This is a genomic window from Paenibacillus sp. J22P218 (genome assembly GCF_056269195.1).
Genome location: NZ_JBWDNL010000001.1, coordinates 698,809 through 720,022 on the forward strand (window position 1 = coordinate 698,809; position 21,214 = coordinate 720,022).

The 21,214-nt window shown below is 46.6% G+C and carries 14 protein-coding genes; 11 read left to right on the top strand and 3 right to left on the bottom strand.

Annotation, left to right across the window (positions count from 1 at the left end; genetic code table 11):
• Positions 1 to 2: 2 nt before the first annotated feature.
• On the top strand, positions 3 to 1,766 hold the full coding sequence (locus AC0YN0_RS03080) for a sensor histidine kinase (protein ID WP_475819941.1): 1,764 nt from the start codon (positions 3 to 5) through the stop codon (positions 1,764 to 1,766).
• Entirely contained in the window at positions 1,763 to 3,364 is a 1,602-nt protein-coding gene (locus tag AC0YN0_RS03085; RefSeq protein ID WP_475819942.1) for a helix-turn-helix domain-containing protein, read from the top strand. Before AC0YN0_RS03080 ends, AC0YN0_RS03085 begins: the two co-directional genes overlap by 4 nt.
• Here the strand turns inward: AC0YN0_RS03085 and AC0YN0_RS03090 are convergent, their stop codons facing one another.
• Complete coding sequence (locus AC0YN0_RS03090) at positions 3,365 to 4,189, bottom strand: helix-turn-helix domain-containing protein (RefSeq protein ID WP_475819943.1); 825 nt, start codon at positions 4,187 to 4,189, stop codon at positions 3,365 to 3,367.
• A 229-nt stretch (positions 4,190 to 4,418) separates the two neighbouring features.
• Here AC0YN0_RS03090 and AC0YN0_RS03095 point away from each other — a divergent pair, with 229 nt between their 5' ends.
• The 3 genes from AC0YN0_RS03095 (at position 4,419) to sigK (ending at position 10,139) form a co-directional block, all read left to right on the top strand.
• On the top strand, positions 4,419 to 7,475 hold the full coding sequence (locus AC0YN0_RS03095) for a glycoside hydrolase family 2 TIM barrel-domain containing protein (RefSeq protein WP_475819944.1): 3,057 nt from the start codon (positions 4,419 to 4,421) through the stop codon (positions 7,473 to 7,475).
• A 43-nt stretch (positions 7,476 to 7,518) separates the two neighbouring features.
• The gene (locus tag AC0YN0_RS03100) at positions 7,519 to 9,408 is read left to right on the top strand and encodes a glycoside hydrolase family 43 protein (RefSeq protein ID WP_475819945.1); all 1,890 of its coding nucleotides are present in this window, start codon (positions 7,519 to 7,521) and stop codon (positions 9,406 to 9,408) included.
• Positions 9,409 to 9,539: 131 nt separating this feature from the next.
• A complete protein-coding gene (gene sigK, locus AC0YN0_RS03105; protein WP_475819946.1) occupies positions 9,540 to 10,139 on the top strand; it encodes an RNA polymerase sporulation sigma factor SigK in 600 nt (199 codons plus the stop codon).
• Positions 10,140 to 10,527: 388 nt separating this feature from the next.
• Here the strand turns inward: sigK and melA are convergent, their stop codons facing one another.
• Both melA and AC0YN0_RS03115 read right to left on the bottom strand, forming a co-directional pair.
• Complete coding sequence (melA, locus tag AC0YN0_RS03110; protein ID WP_475819947.1) at positions 10,528 to 11,910, bottom strand: alpha-galactosidase; 1,383 nt, start codon at positions 11,908 to 11,910, stop codon at positions 10,528 to 10,530.
• A gap of 146 nt (positions 11,911 to 12,056) precedes the next feature.
• Positions 12,057 to 12,878: a helix-turn-helix domain-containing protein gene (locus AC0YN0_RS03115; protein WP_475819948.1), complete on the bottom strand. Its 822-nt coding sequence runs from the start codon at positions 12,876 to 12,878 to the stop codon at positions 12,057 to 12,059.
• A gap of 198 nt (positions 12,879 to 13,076) precedes the next feature.
• Between AC0YN0_RS03115 and AC0YN0_RS03120 the strand changes: the two genes are divergently transcribed.
• The 6 genes from AC0YN0_RS03120 (at position 13,077) to AC0YN0_RS03145 (ending at position 21,214) form a co-directional block, all read left to right on the top strand.
• A complete protein-coding gene (locus tag AC0YN0_RS03120) occupies positions 13,077 to 14,036 on the top strand; it encodes an acetylxylan esterase (RefSeq protein ID WP_475819949.1) in 960 nt (319 codons plus the stop codon).
• 87 nt (positions 14,037 to 14,123) lie between these two features.
• Positions 14,124 to 15,875 (top strand): sensor histidine kinase, encoded by a 1,752-nt coding sequence (locus tag AC0YN0_RS03125; RefSeq protein ID WP_475819950.1) that lies wholly within the window; start codon positions 14,124 to 14,126, stop codon positions 15,873 to 15,875.
• 2 nt (positions 15,876 to 15,877) lie between these two features.
• A complete protein-coding gene (locus AC0YN0_RS03130) occupies positions 15,878 to 17,542 on the top strand; it encodes a response regulator (RefSeq protein WP_475819951.1) in 1,665 nt (554 codons plus the stop codon).
• Between the two features lie 94 nt (positions 17,543 to 17,636).
• On the top strand, positions 17,637 to 19,325 hold the full coding sequence (locus AC0YN0_RS03135) for an extracellular solute-binding protein (protein WP_475819952.1): 1,689 nt from the start codon (positions 17,637 to 17,639) through the stop codon (positions 19,323 to 19,325).
• A gap of 92 nt (positions 19,326 to 19,417) precedes the next feature.
• Positions 19,418 to 20,317, top strand: a complete 900-nt coding sequence (locus AC0YN0_RS03140) for an ABC transporter permease (RefSeq protein ID WP_441943305.1) — start codon at positions 19,418 to 19,420, stop codon at positions 20,315 to 20,317.
• A gap of 15 nt (positions 20,318 to 20,332) precedes the next feature.
• Positions 20,333 to 21,214: a carbohydrate ABC transporter permease gene (locus AC0YN0_RS03145; protein ID WP_475819953.1), complete on the top strand. Its 882-nt coding sequence runs from the start codon at positions 20,333 to 20,335 to the stop codon at positions 21,212 to 21,214.

The window sequence follows — 21,214 nt, forward strand, 5'->3', positions numbered from 1 at the left end:
ACATGAGGAAATGGTTATATACCAGTACATTCAGAAAACGAATTTGGTTGTCCATTAGTTTATTTACCGCTGCCGCACTCATTGTTTCAGGGTTTATATCCTATGCGATTGCCTCAAATATATTAGAGAAGAAGTCATACACCTCAAATCAGGAAATGATTGATAAATCCGCTCAAGGGCTAGAGGAGAAGTTGCGAAAAATCAGATTGGCCGTGCTTACCTTTGTATCCAGTGATCAGTTTAATGAATTAATTTCCAGATCTAATTCCGGGGAAAAACCTAGTTATTATGAGCATTTTGCGATAAACAAGTCGCTGCAAACTCCCATTTTTCAAATGCAGCTTGTTGAGCCTGGGATAACGTCTATTCTGATTAATACGCCTGTCGGAGAATTCTATTCAAACCGGAACGAACGCAAGGATGACGTTCCTTTTGACAGAAGCTTGTTAGCTCCCTTGTTAGACCGCAGACTGCCCGCTTGGGTAGAGTCGCATAAGGATGATTTGTTCAAAGGGGATAAGCAGGTACTAAGTTTATTGTTTGAACCTTATTCACCGAATTCTCATGTCGATATGAAAATGATCGTTAATGTAAGCGAGACGTCCATACGCGATTACGTCATGATGAATGGTGATGATGCACAGCTAATGGTGTTTACGGAAACGGGAAAGCTTGCTTTCGAGACAAATACGCTCTCTAGTCAGCTGTCAAGGGATGAGCATTTCAGAAGCAAATTGGGCGGTAAGACAGGTCATTTTGAATATACGTTTAAGGGAACCCAATATCTGGTTAATTATTCGACGGTTGCTTATCCGGATAATTGGTTAATTGTTCACCTGATGTCTCGGGATACCCTATTAAAGGATGTTAGGTTAATTCAATGGATGACAATAAGCACAATTATACTGTTCGTCTTATTGACGTTATTAATCTCTGGCAAATTAACGAGCAGGCTCCTCCGGCCATTAAATCAATTGCAAGTCGTAATGAAAAAGGTAGAACAGGATGATCTTTCGGTTCGCTTTGTCAGTGAATATGAGGATGAATTTGCGCATGTGGGCATGCGGTTTAATCATATGCTTGACAGAATTGAGCTGTTGATTCAAGAGCGCACGGGAGCGGAGAAAGCTGAACGTTTAGCCGAACTGAAAGCGCTTCAAGCTCAGATCAATCCTCACTTTCTATATAATACGTTAAACACGATTCTTTGGAAGTCCCACTCGAATGAACACCATGAAGTTAGGCAAATGATCATGTCCTTATCGATGCTATTTCGTATGGGCTTAAATAAAGGAGAAGAGCTTACTACTGTCGGACAAGAGGTTGAACATGTCACGCAATATTTGCTTATTCAAAAACTTTGCTATGACCAGCTTTTTGACTATGAAATAACGTGCAGCGATGAGGTTAGGAACATACGAACGTTAAAACTGCTGCTGCAGCCTTTAGTGGAGAATGCGATTCTGCATGGATTTAAGGATGTTCATGAAGGAGGAATTATTCGAATTAAGGTGTATAAAGAGGCAGATAGTCTCATTATGCAGGTAGAGGATAACGGTCATGGCTTGGATGTGGACGAGAAAATGAATCAGTTCTTGGCTGCGAATCATTCCTCCAATAAAGGCTTCGCCTTGCACAATATCTATCAAAGAATCCAGTTATATATTGGGCATAAAGCTTCATTTGAAATGAGCAGCATACCTCACGAGAAAACGGTCATTCGAATTTCGCTACCGATTCGGCCGGAAGGAGAAGATTTGGAATGAATAATGTTTTTTCAATGGTTGTCGTAGATGACATCCCGTCCGTTGTTAATGGGATAACTCGTAATATTCCGTGGAGCGATTATGGCATTGCGGTAGCCGGTACGGCCTTTAACGGGATGGATGGATTAAAGCTGATTGATGAGGTCAATCCCGATATTATCATTACCGATATCAGAATGCCTAAGCTGAATGGCATCGAAATGATTGAGCAGGCAAATCAAACAGGTGCAAAGTTGATTTTTATAAGCGGTTACTCCGATTTTAACTATGCCCAGCAGGTGGTGCAGCTCGGTGGATTTGACTACATCCTAAAACCATTTACACCTGAACAATTAATCGATGTTGTCCTTAAAGCCAAACAAGTGCTGGAAGAGGCTAACCAAACAAAGCGCAACTTGCAGGATATGGAACGGAAGCTTCGAGAGAGTATGCCTCTGCTTAGACAAGAATATTTGAATTTGCTTGTGCAGTATAAATCCCATCCTCAAAAAGTGAATGAAAGATGGGCTTTTTTGAATGTGGATATGGAAGAGCGTATGTTTACCGTTTTTGCGGTAGAAATCGATGATTATTTCGCTTCTGAAGGTAAAACTGCGATTAATGAGATTGAATTGCTCCGATTTGCACTTCAGAACATTCTTGAAGAGACCCTTACACTTTATACCAGGGCAGTCGTATTTCGAGACGGCATGAATCGTTTTATTTGTATCGTCAACGCTCGAGATGAGATCGATTTGCTGCATATAGCCGAGGAATGCCGGGGAAATATCGCAAGATATACCCGCGTAACGGTCTCTATTGGTGTAGGTACTATTGTTGAAAATATTTATGAATTGCCAATTACTTATCAGCAGGCTGTATATGCGCTTTCCTATAACTTCTATTCGGGAGGAAACAGTGTATTTGCCTATCCGCAATATGCAGGTGAGCCGTCCACGCCTATTGCGCTTTCATCAGAAAAGGAAAACGAACTTATCTACATCCTGCGTTCCGGAAGTTCTGACAAGATCGAATTCGTACTTAATGAGATTTTCGGGGAATGGAATCAGATTCAGCCTCTGCCTACTCCAGAGAAGATTAGGGTATTTTGCATTGAACTTATGGTAACCGTTCGTAATGCGATGCTTGAAGATTTGGAAAATGAAGATAGTTTGTTATTGGATAGAAAAATGCAAGAAATTACCTTTCATACATCCACTATCACTGCGTTGAAATCAATTGTCACGGACATTTGTCAGTTGTATTGCGAGCATACCAGAAGCAAGCAAAAGGCTTCAGCGAATATCGTTGTTAATCAGTCGATTGCTTATATCCATAACAATTTGCATAAAAATGAGACGGTTGATGAATATGCGCGTCAGGTCCATTTGAGCACCAGCTATTATTCCAACCTGTTTAAGAAAGTAACCGGCCAATCGGTCCTGCAATATGTCGTGAATGAACGTATGGAAAAAGCCAAGCTGCTTATTTTGCAAGGGACGCCGCTGCAAGAAGTGGCTTCTGCTGTCGGTTATGAGGAACGATCGTACTTTAGCGATGTGTTTAAGAAAAAGACAGGTCTTACCCCTACGGAATTTAGAAAGAGATTCCAAAATTAATTACAAACGTCTGGACTCCGTAGGCGTACATCCAAACGTACGCCTATATAACCGGTTGAAATAGACAGGCTCCATGCCTACCGCAGCAGATGCATGACGGACTGTCATGCCCGGATTGTCAATAAGCATGAGATGCGCGGTTTGCAGGCGAAGCGCCTGCAAATATTGCAACGGAGTTTGACTGGTTTGCTGTTTGAACAAACGGGTCAACTGTTTAGGGGAATAACCTGCCCGGGAAGCCAGTTCGGTGACGGTAATGTTACGATTCAAATGGTCATGGATAAAACGAATGGCGTTGTCCACGATGCTGTCCTGCAGAGTGCCGGATGAGATCGGAACAGGCAAAGGGTTTGAATGATTACTGTGCATTTGCTTAAAAATTTCGATACATAACGAGATTAACCCCTCTGTTGCTGCCCAGGGATCGTACGCTGGACCGGAGTGGAACCAGATTCTCTCTATTAATGAATAAAAAGGAGTGAGGTCGGTCAGCTTGCCGACAAATGATTGATCCTTAAATCCCCAGCTTGACAGGACCCCTCCCTCATTCTCCAAGTAAGTGGCATAGCCGACATGCCAGACCTCATCACCAAGCGGCATATATTCATTAGGCAGGTGGGCCGGAATAAAGAGCAATGAGCCGGGCTCGAGAATCTTCCAAGGTTGGCCGAGCTGGCGGAACTTGCCTGTTCCGCTGAATGTGATTAGAATTTGTGGAGCTGAGAAGCCCTCAAGACGTGTAATGGAGATTTGCCGATCCATTCCAACCGTGTAGACCCGAATGGGCAAGCCGCCCGCAAAGGTTAGGGAAACATTACTCCTCAATGGCAAACCCTTCATTGAGCACACCTCGTTATGTCTTTTTTGTATTATATATGAATTAATCTCTTGAGAGTGTAATAAGTCTTATTAAAAATAATAATTCATATAATAGTCATATTCAAGTGGAGATAGAAATGTCTGTTTTGTACTATTCATTGTCTTTATTGGATTCTATCTGCGAGGGTTCTGTACCGATATAATCAGATTAAACCATGAGCAGAGGAGACTACATATGCTGTCAATCAAGAAATATTGGGAAGATCCAACTACCCTTCATATTAATCGTGAGCCGGCAAGAGCTTATTATATTCCCTATTCAAGCATGGATGAGGCAGCAAGCGGTCGCCGCGGACGATCACCTTTCTATCACACTCTTAACGGTAACTGGAAATTTCAGTATCACTCTAGTGTTAAGGAAGTTAGGGAGCCCTTCTATCTGGCTAATTGGGATACGAGCAGTTGGGATGATTTGCTTGTTCCATCCTGTTGGCAGACGAACGGGTATGACCAAATGCATTATTTGAACTATCATTATCCGATCCCCAATGACCCTCCCTATGTACCGGATGCTAATCCAGCCGGATTATATGTCCGTGACTTTGCAGTGACTGCAAGCGGCGATGGCAAGGAAAGCTTCGTCGTATTTGAAGGCGTTAGTTCTTGTTTCTACTTATGGGTGAATGGTCATTTTGCCGGCTATAGTCAAGGCAGCCGGATGCCCGCTGAATTTAATATTCAGTCCTTCTTGCGTCCAGGGGTTAACCGGATGGCGGTAATGGTTCTTAAGTGGTGTGATGGAACTTACCTTGAGGATCAGGATATGTGGCGTTTTAACGGCATTTTCCGTGATGTGTATATAATTGCGCGGGACAAGCAGTATATTCGCGATGTGTTTAACAAGCAGGTCCATCATGCAGATTTCTCCAAAGCTATCTTACAGTCGGAGATTGAAACGACCGGGGTACTTGAGGTAAGCGCGGAATTGAAGGATTCGAAAGGCATCTCCATCGCTAAGGGCAAGTCTATTATTGAAGGCTCTGGAACGATAGAGCTTGAGGTGGAGCGGCCTGACCTTTGGAGCGCTGAAATGCCCAACCTGTATAAGTTGTTCGTATCGGCAGGCAATGAAACATTAGTATTCCAAGTCGGATTTCGCCAGGTAGAGGTTAAAGACAGTGTATTCCATCTAAATGGAAAAGCGGTAAAGCTTAAAGGAGTCAATCGCCATGATTCGCATCCGGAATTGGGGCACACGGTTCCTATGAAAGCTATGATCGAGGACCTGCTTGTTATGAAGCAGCACAATATCAATACGATTCGTACCTCCCATTACCCGAATGACCCTCGCTTTCTGGAGCTGTGCAACGAGTATGGGTTTTATATTATGGATGAAGCAGATCTTGAGTGTCATGGTACCGGGCAATCCGGAGAATTCAAGAACGGCTCCTTTCATTTTTTATCAGCTGATCCTGATTGGCTCGAAGCGTTTAAGGAACGGGCGGTTCGTATGGTTGAAAGGGATAAGAACCAGCCTTCCGTCGTCATTTGGTCGATGGGAAATGAATCGGGTTATAGCTTGAACCATATCGCAATGGCCAAATGGACAAGGGAAAGAGACACGTCGCGCCTGGTTCATTATGAATGCACGGCACCTGAAATGAAGGGTCATTCGGATATCTCTTGTCTGGACATGGAAAGCAAGATGTATGCGTCCGTAAAGGATCTAGAAACCTATGCCCAAAATGTGAACAACGAGTTGCCGATGTTTCTATGCGAATACAGTCATGCGATGGGGAATAGCTCAGGGGATCTGAAGGACTATTGGGATGTCATTTATAAATATCCCAAGCTGATGGGCGGCTGTGTGTGGGAATGGAGCGACCACGGGATGTTGGCTAAGACGACGGATGGAAGATCTTATTATGCTTACGGCGGAGACCTTGGAGATCATGACCGCCCTCATGACGGCAATTTCTGCATCGATGGACTTGTTTTTCCCGACCGCAGACCGCATACAGGCTTGCTTGAGCTCAAGCAGGTTATTGCACCGATTCGGGTGAGGACTAAGGATTTATCGAAGGGAAGCCTGTTAATCGAAAATCTTTATGATTTTGTTGATTTGTCCCATGTTTCTCTCTTTTGGAAAGTAGAGATTGACGGCAACTTGCAGGAACAAGGACAAGTGTGGCAGCTTGAAGTACAAGCAGGTCAACAACAGGCAATCGTGCTGCCTTACAGCTTACCTAATTCCCATGGGAGCAGCTATCTCTCTTTGTCATTCCGGCTTAATCAGGATACGGCTTGGGGGGCAATCGGACATGAGATCTCCTTTGCGCAATTCGTGCTTCAACAAAAGGCAAAAGATAGCGTCATTTCAAATCTTATCGGCAATAGGGTGGCCAATCCATCTCTAACCGTTGTTGAAGAGAATGGTGAATTAACGGTTACCGGACATGATTTCCGCTATGTCTTCTGTTTAGTTCAAGGAATGCCCATAAGCATTCAGCGAAATGAGCTTGAAATGCTGGATCGTCCCATTTCTTATTCCATTTGGCGAGCTCCGCTGGATAACGATATGCATGCTGTTCGGAAATGGCGAGCAGAAGGATATGACCGTGCGCAGACCAAAGTTTATGAATGCCATTGGAAGCACGTCAGTCCATCCGTTGTTGAGATACAGGTACACTTCGCCTTGGCAGCTTCAAATCGGTATACGATTATGCGAGGATCAACCGTATGGCGTGTAGAAGCGGGGGGAGTGATTACGCTGTCAACGGATACGAAGGTCAGGAACAAAGAAAGCTTTGTCTATTTACCCCGTTTTGGTTTGGAGATCGTCATGCCTCAAGGGAATAACGAAGTAGAATATTTTGGCTTTGGACCGCATGAGAGCTATATCGATAAGAAGCACAGCGTCCGAATGGGACGTTATGTTAAAACGGTGCAAGAGCTCCATGAAACCTATATTATGCCGCAGGAAAATGGGTCCCGTTATGGGACGGAGTGGGCTATCGTATCCAACTGGCTAGGCATGGGGCTTTTATTCAGCTCACAGGATTCGTTCTCGTTTAATGCTTCCAAATACAGTGTAAGCGACTTGGAGCAAGCGGCTCATGATTATGAGCTTCAGGAGCGGGAGCAGACATTTGTTCATGTCGACTATAAAATGAGCGGTGTCGGTTCGGCATCTTGTGGGCCTGAGCTGCTTGAAGCGTATCGGCTTGAGGAAAAGAACATTCAATTCTCCTTGACGATCTTGCCCGTATTTAAAGAAGATGAATTGTTCTAAACACGATTATTAACCTGAGTATTCTATTAGGAGTTGGAGGACTATGAGAGACAAGCACCGTTTCATAAACGCAGGATTCCCATCGAAGTGGGGAGACCAGGGAGATGGCACGTATTGCAATCCGATTCTGCCGGCCGATTATAGTGATCCTGATGTCGTTCGGGTTGGAGAGGATTATTTCATGGCAGTCTCAACTTTTCAACAATCCGGAGGGGTTGATATACTACACTCCAAGGATTTGGTGAATTGGCGAACAGTTAGCCATGCCATTCCTGATGTAGGAATATTAGGGCCTCGATTTCGCTGGGATCATATCAATAATTATGGAGCAGGTGTATTTGCCCCGTCGATTCACTATGTTAATGGGAAGTTCCGGGTTTATGTCAATTGCTACAAAGGAGAGGGGTTCTTTTCAGCTACTGCTGAAGAAGCTGTTGGGCCCTGGGAAGTAAGGCAGCTGGAAGACAAAAATGGCAAGCCGATGCGTGCGGAGCCGTGGACAGATCCGGACGTTTTCTGGGATGATAATGGAGAAGCTTATATGGCAGCGGCTTATTTAGGAACACATTCTCTTTATTTGTTTCGAATGAGCCCAGATGGCACCAGGCTTCTAGATGCAGATGTAGATAATTTACCCCAAAGCGGTACAATTTTCTACCAAATCGAAGGAACGGAAGGGAACAAAATTTTTAAGCGTAACGGCTACTACTATTTGTTTAATGTCGACTTTCAAGGCAGAAGTCCTGCAGGACGTGGGGGGTATGTTAAAAGGGCCAGACATCTCTATGGTATCAAGCAGGATGGCTCTGCTGGCGGTCCGGGTGACCCTGGTGTTTACGAGGTGCGTTTTCTCGGACATCAGTTTCCTTCCCAAGGTGGTTTTATTGATACTCCCCAGGGGGACTGGTACTTCATTGGACAATATGACGATGGCGGTGCGGCAGGTAGAAGGGTTCATCTTGTGCCGGTCGTTTGGATGGAAGATTGGCCATTTATGGGTAGCTCCGAGAAAGGGATTCCTAATGGTTCGATGGTATGGCGGCATCAAAAGCCGAATCAAGGATATCCTGTGGTAATGCCACAGCACAGTGACGACTTTAACGCCTCGACCTTATCTCCCATATGGTTTTGGAATCACTCGCCCCGTGATGAGTATTGGTCGTTAAACGAGAGACAAGGGTATTTGCGATTAAGAGCATTCGGGCGCCTTAAACGAGGGAGCTTCTTCCATGCAGGCAATACGATTGCACAGCGATATTTTCTTGCTTCTGTTGTACAGGCGGATATCAAGTTTGATCTGAAGGGGATGTTTGAAGGACAAGAAGCCGGCCTCTCACACTTCAACGGAGGGACTGACTATTGCAATATTGGGGTTGTTCATTGCGAACTAAGAAGAAAGTTAAAGTATGAATCAAACGGTAACATCGTCGAAGGACCTTGGCTGCCGAACGAGCAGAATACCATATGGCTTCGGACGAGTGTAAACGCATCTTGCGTGAGTCAATTCTATTACAGCTTTGATGGTTGTCGATTCACTTCATTAGGAGATGAATATTCGCTAAGGTGGGGCGGTTATCGAGGAGATAACATTGGGATATATACCTTTAATGACAAAAAGGATGAAGGCTTTATTGATGTTGATTGGTTCCATTATTCGCATTCAGGCCCAGCAAGTGCAGGGGAAATCTGCGTGGAAACAAATGATTTGACAGTGCGAAAAGGCGAATATGATTTCTTCGGGGTATATCGCTCAGATGGCTTCGGTCACAAAGAGGACATCTCTTCTATAGCGCGGTATGAGTGTCATTCTGAGATCATATCCGTGAATAGTGGGAGGGTATACGCTATTAAGGAAGGGAGAACAGAGATCACGGTATTCGTTGGAGAACGTTCGTGGACAATAAGGGTTCGTGTAATTGGGAATGTTATGTGAAGCCATTCGTTATATCTGCTGGAACCGAGAGTAGCATTCAATATTACTGCTATATGGATTTGGTGAGGAAATTGGCCTAACTGGACGTGAATTCAATTTTCGAAATGACAGCAACGCGAAAGACATGTACAATGTTCACTTACAACAAGACAAAAAACGGGTATCAGGCGGGGAGTTTCAGATTTACGTTAGTGAGTCATATTACATCTGATCGTGTTCACAATGTCAAAAAATTCGATAATACGGGCGAGGATCTAGAGGACTTAATTAGTATTGGGACAATTGGCCTCATTAAAGCGATCGAGAGCTTCCAGACCGGCAAAGGAACAAAGTTGGCGACGTTCGCGGCACGTTGTATCGAGAACGAAATACTTATGCATCTTCGTAGTCTGAAGAAGACGCGCAAGGATGTGTCGCTTCACGACCCGATCGGTACGGACAAGGAAGGCAACGAAATTACGCTCATCGACATCCTCGGCACGGAGGCCGATGATGTAGCGGATAAAGTGCAGCTCAAGATCGAGAAATCGAAAATATACAAAAACCTTGATATTCTCGATGACCGGGAGAAGGAAGTCGTCATTGGCCGCTTTGGTCTTATCCACGGCGGCGACGAGCGAACTCAGCGGGAGATCGCGAAGGAGTTGGGCATTAGCCGCAGCTATGTTTCGCGCATTGAGAAACGGGCGTTGATGAAGCTGTATCATGAGTTTTATAAGGCGAAGAAGTAGCATTTAATATGGGGAAGGTTCTAAGGGAGCTAGCACATTGCGTATGTGCCGAGCTTCCATTTCTTTTTATTAATTAATTTCATCTTGTTATTTTCAATAGTAAGAGATTTATTAAGGGGAGGAAATTGTGACCATCCAATTAGAACATATCCGAATACTGATCTTAGTAAACTCGAGGCTAAATATAGCGATGGCTCTAGATTGCATTGTGAAAGCTGATCCGGAGGTCAAGCTCGTAAGAACAGCGGAGGAGTTAAAGCAATTTCTCGATCCTTTGGTGGACGCGGGCGTGGATATATGCTGAGACCGGTGCCTCATTCATCATAAATGAAGCATCGGTCTCCTTTTAGGCTGAAATTAAATATGAAGTAAAGTAAATAGTTAGCAACTAAATGAATGATTTATTAAGGGTTTGCGGCTGAGGAAGGTCAACCCAGGTGCGGTTTTCGCCATTGAACTGGGGCAGCCAAGGTGCTAGTGCATCCAGCATTTCGTCAACCATGCTCCATACCTGCTCGGTGCTGCAAATGGCTGCCGTTAACGGATCGTGCAGAACCGCCTGCTTTACCAGTTCGCGATTGCCGGTTAGAGCAGCTTCTACGGCCATCTCCTGAACGCTGATGCTGGCACGGCAAGTAGCCGCGCAAGCAAGCGGAAGATCTCCAATCCAGGTAGGCGCAATACCGTTCCGGTCTACGTAACACGGAATTTCAATCGTACTATGATCCGGTAGGTTAGTGATCAGTCCCTTATTCTCAATGTTAAAGTTGCCACGGTATACCCGGCCGGTCTCCAGTGCCTCAATAATGTATGAACCGTGTTCCTCCGAGCGCTGGCCGAGCGGAATAGACTCTAATTCCCCGCTTAACCACTTCGGATACATCGCTTTATAATCCTCCAGACGGGTTCGGCAATGCTCCAAATAACCTGCGGTCACTCCGCCGATCCACTCTTTATCGTTTATCCACTTATCCATGTCCGCCGATTTCTTGCGGTACCACGGCAAGTATTCGCTTAAATGCCCGTTTGATTCGGTGGAATAATAGCCGAACCGTCGCAGGACGTCTATACGGCAGGGTTCAGTTTGCGGAAGTGTCGGATGGTTCTCGAACGCTTCGAGTAGTCTTGGCAGCATATCTTGCCCCTTATGGGTAAGTTTGACGAACCATGTCTGATGGTTGATACCTGCGCAAACCTGATCCAATTCCTCCTGCGGCAGCCCCAGGGCTTCGGCGATTTGCTCATGGCCGTGCTGTACGCCATGACATAATCCTACGACTCGTACACCGCCCGCGCGGCGAACGGCCCAGGTGTTCATGGCCATAGGATTCGAATAATTGAGCAGCAGTGCATCGGGAGCTAGCTCTCGCATGTCGCGGGCAATGTCAAGCAGCACCGGAATCGTACGGAGAGCAAAGAAGATGCCTCCCGGCCCTAAGGTATCCCCAACGCATTGTTCGACGCCGTATTTTAAAGGAATTTCAATATCGTGCCGGTAAGCTTCAAGCCCCCCAACGCGTGCTAGGCAAATGACATAATCAGCGTCTTTAATCGCTTCTCTTTGGTCTATCGTAGGCACAAGGGTAACCGACTTCAGTCCATTAATATCAAGCATATGCCGACTGAGCGTGGTCACCATGTCTAGATTTTCCTTATCGATGTCCATTAACCGGAATTCCGTATCACGAAACTCCGGAACGGCCATGAGATCCATAATGAGTCTGCGGGTAAAGCCGATACTGCCTGCGCCAATCATTGCAATTTTTAACATCTGCAAACACCTCCGTATAAAATAATTGCTCTATAATTCCTCTCGGGAATAATCATAGATCCATATAGGGAGGGAGTAAATAGCAATATCTTTTCGCTATAGTATGACAATATTGCTCGTCAGTCATCGGTTGTTCGCCATTTCAATTAATCAATGAAGAGATGGTTAGCCGGAATGTCGTCGTCCGTGTTTTCCCGAAATTGCTGCGGAGAATCCCCCATCATCCTGCGAAATACTTTTCCGAAGTAGCTGCTGTTATCGAACCCGGTGGCGGCGGCAATCGCAGCTACGGACTGATTGGTTTGACGAAGCAGCTTTGAGGCTTCCTCAATGCGAATTTTGGTCAGTTGGTGAATAGGAGTCACGCCGGTGCTTTTGACAAAAAGCCTGCAAAAATGATATTTGGAGGCGCCTGCCGCCTCTGCGATTTCTTCCAGCGTAAGGAATCTATGATATTGGCCTTCCATAAATTTTATTGCTGCGGATACCGAAGCAGGAACGGGTTGACCAGCTTCAGGTTTGCCATCGATGATTCGGTGGCAGGCGACAATCCATTCATAGAGGCGAACGGAGATGTCGTATTTATCCTGCAATGTCTTCTCGTTGGCGCTCTGCATCATCTCCCAAAGCATGGTGATCGGCTGTGCATTCGGTTTTAAGGAAATGATAGGCCCGTTGGTCTCGATGATTTCGTTCCAATGGGCAAAAACATGCGAGCCTGTCGCGGTTAAAAAAATGAATTCCCAAGGCGTTTTGGATTCCGAACTGTAGTAATACTGATGATTACCTGGGATTCGAACAAAAAAACCGTGGTTCTTAGGTACGGTGTAATGTTTGCCGTCGTGTACCAAGTGTCCTTCACCCGAGAGTGTATATTGAAAAACCACAAACTTATCGTCACGCGCCAATCCGTTCCAACTATAGCTTTCGTTCACGGTGCTTTCCCAGCCGATCGTTCGAATAGCCATTAAGGGATTGGATTGATCCGAATATCGAAATCCGTAATTTGTTCTAAGCAAAATAATACTACCTCCTACTCAATATTTTTCTATTGAATTCAGTTATGATATGCCGTAAATTCGGAATGAAGATGAAAGTTGATTGTTAATATTGTACTACACGAAACATATGAATGCGTTTAAAAAATTCCAGAGGTGATGATAGACATGCCGCTTATTGATATGCCGCTCGATCAATTGAAGACTTATGGAGGGAGTAATCCACGCCCTTCGGATTTTAACGAATATTGGGATAAGGCGCTTAAGGAGATGAGAGCGCTGGATCCGCAGCTCGAAATCGTCGAGAGCGATTTTCAGGTACCGTACGCCGATTGCTTTCACCTTTATTTCACGGGTGCGGGAGGGGCTCGGATTCATGCCAAATATGTAAGGCCAAAGCATGCGGTTAAGCCTCATCCTGCGATTTTGCAATTTCACGGCTATGCGCACCATTCCGGCGATTGGGCGGATAAACTAATTTACGCGTCCTTAGGCTTTTCCATCGTAGCTTTGGATTGCAGGGGACAAGGCGGGCTGTCTGAGGATAAAGGGGGCGTGAAGGGAACGACCTATAAGGGACATCTCATTCGCGGATTGGATGATCATCCCGACCGGTTGTTGTTCCGTGATATCTACCTTGATACGGCCCAATTGGCCGGTATCGTCATGGCGCTGCCGGAAGTAGATGCGAGCCGTGTTGGCGCAACTGGAGGATCGCAAGGCGGCGGACTTGCATTGGCATGCGGGGCATTGGAGCCCAGACTGAATAGGATTGCAGCTAGTGTGCCGTTTTTGTGCGATTACAAGAGGGTGTGGGAAATGGATCTGGCAAGGGATGCTTATGAGGAGTTAAGAACCTTTTTCCGTCATCACGACCCTCAGCATCTCAGGGAAGAAGAAATATTTACGAGACTTGGCTACATCGATGTCCAGCATTTGGCGGAGCGAATCCGTGGCGAGGTTATGATGGGCGTCGGTCTGCTGGATACGGTATGCCCTCCTTCTACACAGTTCGCTGCTTACAATAAGATTATTTCAAACAAGCAATTGGTGATTTATCCGGATTTCGTGCATGAGCGGTTACCCGGCTTCGAGGATCAAGTTATCCGTTTTATGCTTGAGATGTAAGAGGGGCTTATTGCCTCTCTTTTTGTTGTCTCCCGGAAGACGGACGAGGTATGATTTAGATAGCGAACTACGAGGGGGGGAATCCTGATGATGAAAATAATGAAATCGCTTACAATTTATCCGAAGCTCGTCTTGTCCTTTTTGCTTATGATCATTCCCATCTACGTTTCCAGCCTCATGATGAATCAATCCGGCCAAGACGTCGTTCAGAAACAAATATCCGAGTCAATGGCCTCTCGCGTCCACTTTTACATGACGTCCCTTGAAACCGAACTAGCTCGGTTGACGAGGCTGAAGCTGGAATATGTGAACGATGATGATCTGTTGACGCTGGGGACGGTATCGGAAAGACTGAATGATTTTGAGCGTTCCCGCACGATACTAGCGGTGAAAAACAAACTTTATTTGCTCAAAAGTTCCAGTCCGTTCGTGAAGAACGTGCAGCTCTATATACCGGCGCTGGGGAGAAGCATAAATGCGAACAATTTCGATGACACGATTCCTGAGGAGGAACTGCGTGCCTTCCTCGATCCGGTCAATATGAACTCTCCGATCTTTAGCCTACAGAACAAACTGCTTCTAAGCGGAGTATATCCGGATGCGGTATACGTGAACCGTCAGCCTGTTTTGGCCATGGAGATCGAGCTTTCCTTGCCGGAGATTGAACGCACGCTCTCTAGTATGGCTAGTGGCGAGCAAGGTGGAGGCGCAGCGTGGGTGAACGCTGATCTACGGTGGCAGGTTTCCTCTGGCATTGAGGGGAAGCTGCTGGAGGAGTTTACCGATACGCTTCGTTCACAACATGAAGAAGCTCTGCTAGAGCCAGGGCAATTCATGTTGAATTTGAATGGCATTTCATATTTCGTCGCGCATGAGTATTCATCCGTGCTGGATACGACGCTTGCTGTATTCGTTCCGGCGAAGACGGTGCTTCAGCCGCTTAACAAGCATCGTGACTGGATATGGATTGTCTCTTTCGTTTCCTTGCTGTTAACCGTTATTTTCTCGTATTGGATACACCGGCTTATTCATAAGCCCATCAAGCGGTTGATCGGATCCTTTCGCAAGGTGGAGAAAGGTGACCTAAGCGTGAGGGTCTATCATCGGAACCAAGACGAGTTTCATTATTTATACAATCAATACAATAATATGCTTGAGCGCATACAAGTGCTGGTTCATGAGGTATATGAGCAGCAAATTCGGTCCCAACAATCCGAGCTCAAGCAGCTGCAATCGCAGATTAACCCTCATTTTTTTTATAATAGTTTCTTTATTCTGCAGGGGCTCGTGAGGATGAGAGAACATGAACTAGCGGATCGGATGTTCCATCATCTAGGCAGCTACTTCCAGTTCATTACCCGCAGTGGGGCGGAAAGCGTTCCGCTCCTAATGGAGATGAAGCATGCCGTTTCCTATGTTGAAATTCAGAAGATCCGCTTCTCCGGTACGGTTGAGGTTGAGCTTGGCGAGGTGCCGGAAGCTTGGGAGAGAGTCATGGTTCCGCGCCTAATCGTGCAGCCATTAATTGAAAATGCCTATATGTATGGGCTCGAGAACAAGATCAGCGGCGGAAAGCTGCGAATTCGGTTTCGCGAAGCCACAGAGATCGAGCTGCATATCGAAGTGGAGGATAACGGCGATTCACTGGATGAGGAACAATTGTTTCGTTTGCAGAAATCGCTGGCTTCATCTGACCGTGCCATGGAGACGACCGGAATACTTAACGTGCATCGCAGGCTGCAATTGAAATTTGGGCAGAATTGCGGTTTAAGCGTTTCGCGAAGCGAGTTGGGCGGACTAAAGACGCAGATCACCATTCGTAGGATGAAGGAGGATTAGATATGATTAGGCTGTTAATTGTCGATAACGAGCGATTGATCGTGGAGAGCCTGCTGGATTTGTTCAGCCAATCAGGCAAGCTGGAAATGGAGGTATTCGGTGCCTATTCCGGCGCGGAGGCTTTGGCTGTGCTCGGCCGAATGAAAGTGGATATCGTTCTTTCTGATATTCGGATGCCGGGAATGGATGGCCTCGAGCTGCAAAAGGAGATTGTCAGGCAATGGCCTTGGTGCAAAATCATATTTTTGAGCGGTTATGACGACTTTGATTATATTCAACAGGTGTTGCGCAACGGCGGCGTGGACTACCTTCTGAAAACGGAAGGCCATGATGCCATTTTGCGGTCGGTAGAGCAGGCTGCTGCTCAATTATTTGAGGCAGTGGAATCCAAGCAGTTGATTCGCAATGCGGAGCGCCAAATTAAACTTGCGAGGCCTTTGCTTCTGAATGGCTACATGCTGGACGTCATTCAAGGAGATCCGGATTCGCTTAGGAAGCTGGAGCAAAGATTCGTAGAACTTCAAGTCCCGCTTAGCTCGAAGGGCAAGGTGCTGCTAGTTATCGGGCGCGTAGACGACTGGCGTGATGAGTTCAGCAACGGGGATAGGGATCTTATGCTGTATGCGATCCAGAACATAGCCGAAGAATATTTCGGGAAATCGACAAATTGCTTAACAGTGAATTACGAGAGAAATAAGCTGCTATTGATTCTTCAACCGCTGGATCGCGGCGAAGCAGAGAACTGGACGGTCCGATTCGTCCAAGGCACAATCGAGACGATTCAAATGGCTTGCAAGCAGCTTCTTAAGCTGTGCGTTTCATTTGCAGCGGCTGGAGAGATGAGGGCGTGGGAACAAGCCCCGGAGCAGTTTAGTGCATTGAAACGATTGCTCGGCCGGGGACTAGGCATGGGCAAAGAGCTGATTTTGTTGGATGGGCAAGGCTCCAAAGGGGGAGCACCGGAAATGGAGGTCCAAACTCATGAAGTCCGCAGCCAGCTGGAGAAGCTCGGTACATTAGCGGTCTATTTGGAAAACGGGCAAAGACAACATTTCCACACAGAGTACAGCAAACTCATGGGAGTGGTTCGAGGCACCATGAAAACGGATGACTCTCTAAAGCTGGAGATTTATTACTCTCTCGTTTCTCTCTTCCTGTCCTATATGAACCGCTGGGGCTTGCATGCCGAAATAAGCACGACGATGGATATGAGCAAGCTGGCAAGGTACGATGCGCATCGCTCCTGGGACGATGCGGATGACTATCTGTCGCTGCTGTCGGAGAGGTTGTTCGAGCAGAAGCATAACGACCAGATTTACCAGGAAGACGATTTAATCAAGCATGTCCAATTATACGTGGAGCATAATCTGGCAGGCGATTTGTCTTTAACCCGCATTGGCGAGGTAGTGGGCTACAATCCTTATTATTTAACGAGGTTATATAAACGAATCACGAACGAATCGCTGACCGATTTCATTACGGACGCCCGGTTGGCCAAGGCCCAGAAGTTGCTTTCGCAAGGGCATATGATCGTTCAGGATATTTCCAAAGCTATCGGCTTCATGACGGAGCAATCCTTCTACCGTTTTTTTAAGAAAGAAACGAATTTGACTCCTCAGGAGTATAGGGATCGTCATGAGATATCCAAAAAGGATAATCGAAAGTGAAAATCGGCGAGTAGAGAGCGCGGATTTGATGAGCCTATAATAAAGCTAGCAGAGCGGGAAGAAGCATCTGTAAATGATCATAGGGGGTAAGTATATGAAACAAAAGAGCTTAAGTATGCTGTTGACCAGCGCGCTGGTTTTTACGCTTGTTCTTACGGCCTGCAGCAACGGAGCGAATGAAAACCCGGCGAATGCGGGCGAAACGTCTCAGCCGGGTGAATCCCAGGGAGAATCATTGGAGAAGGGAGATCCTTTCGAGAAATACGATCCGCCCGTAGAGCTTCATATCGTACGTTCAGTGGATCAGACGTGGACTTATCCGCAAGGAGACAGTATCGACAATAACGTTTGGTACCGGGAGTATGAGAATCTGCTTGGCATTAAGATTGTGCATGATTGGACGGCTCTTGCCAGTGAATATAACCGAAAGCTGAACGTGTCGATCGCTTCGGGAAACTTGCCGGAAGTATTCTCCGTATCAGCGAGCCAACTGAAGCAGCTGGCGGACGCTGGGCAATTGGAAGATTTGACGGGAGCTTATGAGAAGTATGCCTCTGACCATACGAAAGAGCTTCAGATGGGAGATGGGGGCGCTGCGCTCGCTTCTGCTACGTTCGGAGGCAAGCTGCTTGCCATTCCGGTCGTAAATGCCCCGATCTATGAGCCGAACCTGCTGTGGGTGCGAACGGATTGGTTGGAAAAACTGAACTTGCCCGAGCCCAAAACGATTGAAGACGTATTCGCAATATCGGAAGCGTTTACAAATCAGGACCCCGATGGCGATAGCAAGGACGACACGTTTGGCGTAGCGATTAACAATTATTTGTACGGCCCGATTACGTCCATTACCGGGTTCTCGAACGCCTATCATGCTTACCCCCAAACCTGGGTGAAGGACGACAGCGGCAAGGTAATCTATGGCTCCGTTCAGCCGGAGATGAAGCAAGCGCTTGCCAAGCTGCAGGAAATGTATAAAGGCGGGCAGCTGGATAGGGAATTCGGCGTTAAGGACGGCAACAAAGTGGCAGAAGACATTGCCGCCAACAAGTTCGGCATGGCATTTGGAGCCAATTGGAATCCGTATGTGTTCTACGATGCCGTTAAGAAAAACCCGGGCATGGAATGGAAACCGTTTCCCGTGCCATCGATAGATGATACGCCGACTAAGGCAAGCGCAGGATTCTCGGCAAGCGGATATGTCGTCGTACGCAAAGGGTTCAAGCACCCGGAAGCGGTCGTCAAAATGCTGAACCTGCACGAAGAAGTCGTTCATGGCTCGAGAAGGAATGAAGGCCAATTTATTACGGTTGAAGAGGGCGGGGAACGAATCAACACCTCAAGGCTCTCGATCGTTCAATCGGGTGTGTCCAATCAAGGCGTGCTGGATTCATTGGCGCTGCTGCGGGAAGCCATCAAAAACGAGGATGAGAGCCTGCTGAAAGATGCGCTGACGGAAACGGATAAATACGGTCCTACCGTTGATTATCTGAAGACCGGCAATATGGAAAATTGGGCCGTTGCGCACCAATACTTCGGCTTTGAGGCCACTATGGATAACTATACCGGCGATAGACTGCTGATGACGGCTTTCGGAGGGCAGACGCAGACCATGACGGATAAGTGGGCTACGCTCGACAAGCTAGAGAAAGAGACGTTTACCAAAATCATTATGGGAGCTGCATCGGTTGATGAGTTTGATACCTTCGTCGAGGACTGGAACAAGCTTGGCGGAGAGCAGATTCTGCAAGAAATTAATGACTGGTTATCCTCTCAGAAGCAATAAGCATGAGAAATAGATTGAAGTTTGGCGAAGGGGAAGATGAAGGATTGTCATCCTCCCCTTCAAACGTTTGGAAGGGTGGTGCACAGAGAGAAATGAAAGCTGCGAAATGGATGCGGGAGCTGCCGTTGCATCTGCTGCTGTTGCCGGGGCTTGTCCTGGTTCTTATTTATTGTTATGTCCCCATGCTGGGGGTAGTTATCGCTTTCCAAAAGTTTACGATATTCAGCGGTTGGTTTGGTTCTCCTTGGATCGGATTTGACAATTTTAAATTTGTGCTGGATATGCCGAATACAGGGCAAGTGGTTTGGAATACGATTTTCATCGCCTGTATGAAGATCATTGCAGGATTATTCGTACCGATCCTCATTGCGATATTGTTAAATGAAGTTACCCGCTCATCCATTAAACGGGGGGTACAAACGCTAATCTATCTGCCCCATTTCTTATCATGGGTCATTCTCGGAGGCATTCTGATCGATCTGCTGTCTCCGTCAGAAGGGATCGTGAACGCGCTTCTGGGCAAGCTCGGAGTAGAACCTATATTCTTTCTGGCAGATAACCGTTGGTTTCCGGCGGTGCTCATTTTCTCGGACGTTTGGAAGGAGTTTGGCTTCAGCACCATTGTTTATTTAGCGGCGATTACGAGCGTCAATCCAACGCTCTACGAAGCAGCCGTCATGGATGGAGCGAACAGGTGGAAGCAGACCCTGCATATTACGCTTCCCGGCATGATGCCGATTATCGTACTAATGGTGACCTTGAGCCTTGGAAATGTGCTGAATGCGGGGTTTGACCAAGTATTCAATCTTTCCAATCCGCTTGTATACGAGAGCGGTGATATTTTGGATACGATGATCTACCGGATCGCGTTTAACGATGCACAGTACGGAGTAGCAACGGCTGTAGGCTTGTTTAAGTCCGTCGTTTCCTTTCTGCTGATTTCGGTGTCCTACTGGCTGGCTTACCGGTTCGCGAATTACCGAATTTTCTAGAGAGGAGAGACTAACGTGCAGCATATTTCCTGGAGCAGACGCCTGTTCTTGGCCGTAAATTCATCATTTCTGATTTTTTTGGCTTTCCTATGTTTTCTTCCGTTGATTCACGTGATGGCGGTTTCCTTTAGCGACAGCGCTGGAGTAGCTGCCGGACAGGTAACCTTCTGGCCGGTCGACTTCTCGCTTAAGTCTTATGATTTCATAATAAGCCGGCCGGAATTTATCCGTTCGCTTGGAATCACAGTCGAGAGAGTGGTGCTTGGCACCTTTATTAATATGATGCTGACGATCATGATCGCCTATCCCTTGTCCAAGGAAGCGAGGTCGTTTCGCTTCCGCACGGGCTACGTCTGGATTTTCGTATTTACAATTCTATTCAGTGGCGGCTTGGTCCCTTGGTATATGACGATCAAAAATACAGGGCTGCTGGATTCGATCTGGGCGCTCGTCATTCCTAGTGCCGTTCCCGTGTTCAACGTCATTCTGCTGCTCAACTTCTTCCGTGGGCTTCCCAAAGAGCTTGAGGAGTCCTGCTTTATAGACGGAGCGGGTCATGTAAGAACCTTATGGAGCATCTATGTGCCCCTGTCCCTGCCCGGGCTTGCTACTGTTGGGTTGTTTACGATCGTCGGGCATTGGAATGGTTGGTTCGACGGTCTGATTCTCATGAATAAACCGGAGCATTACCCCTTATCGTCCTATTTGCAGACGATCATTATCAATTTCGATTTCTCGCAGGTAAAGCAGGAGGATATCCATATGCTGTCGCAAATATCCACGCGCACATCCAAGGCAGCGCAAATTATTGTGGGAGCGCTGCCGATTTTGCTGGTTTACCCTTTTTTGCAAAAGTATTTTGTCAAAGGAATCGTGTTAGGGAGCGTGAAGGAATAG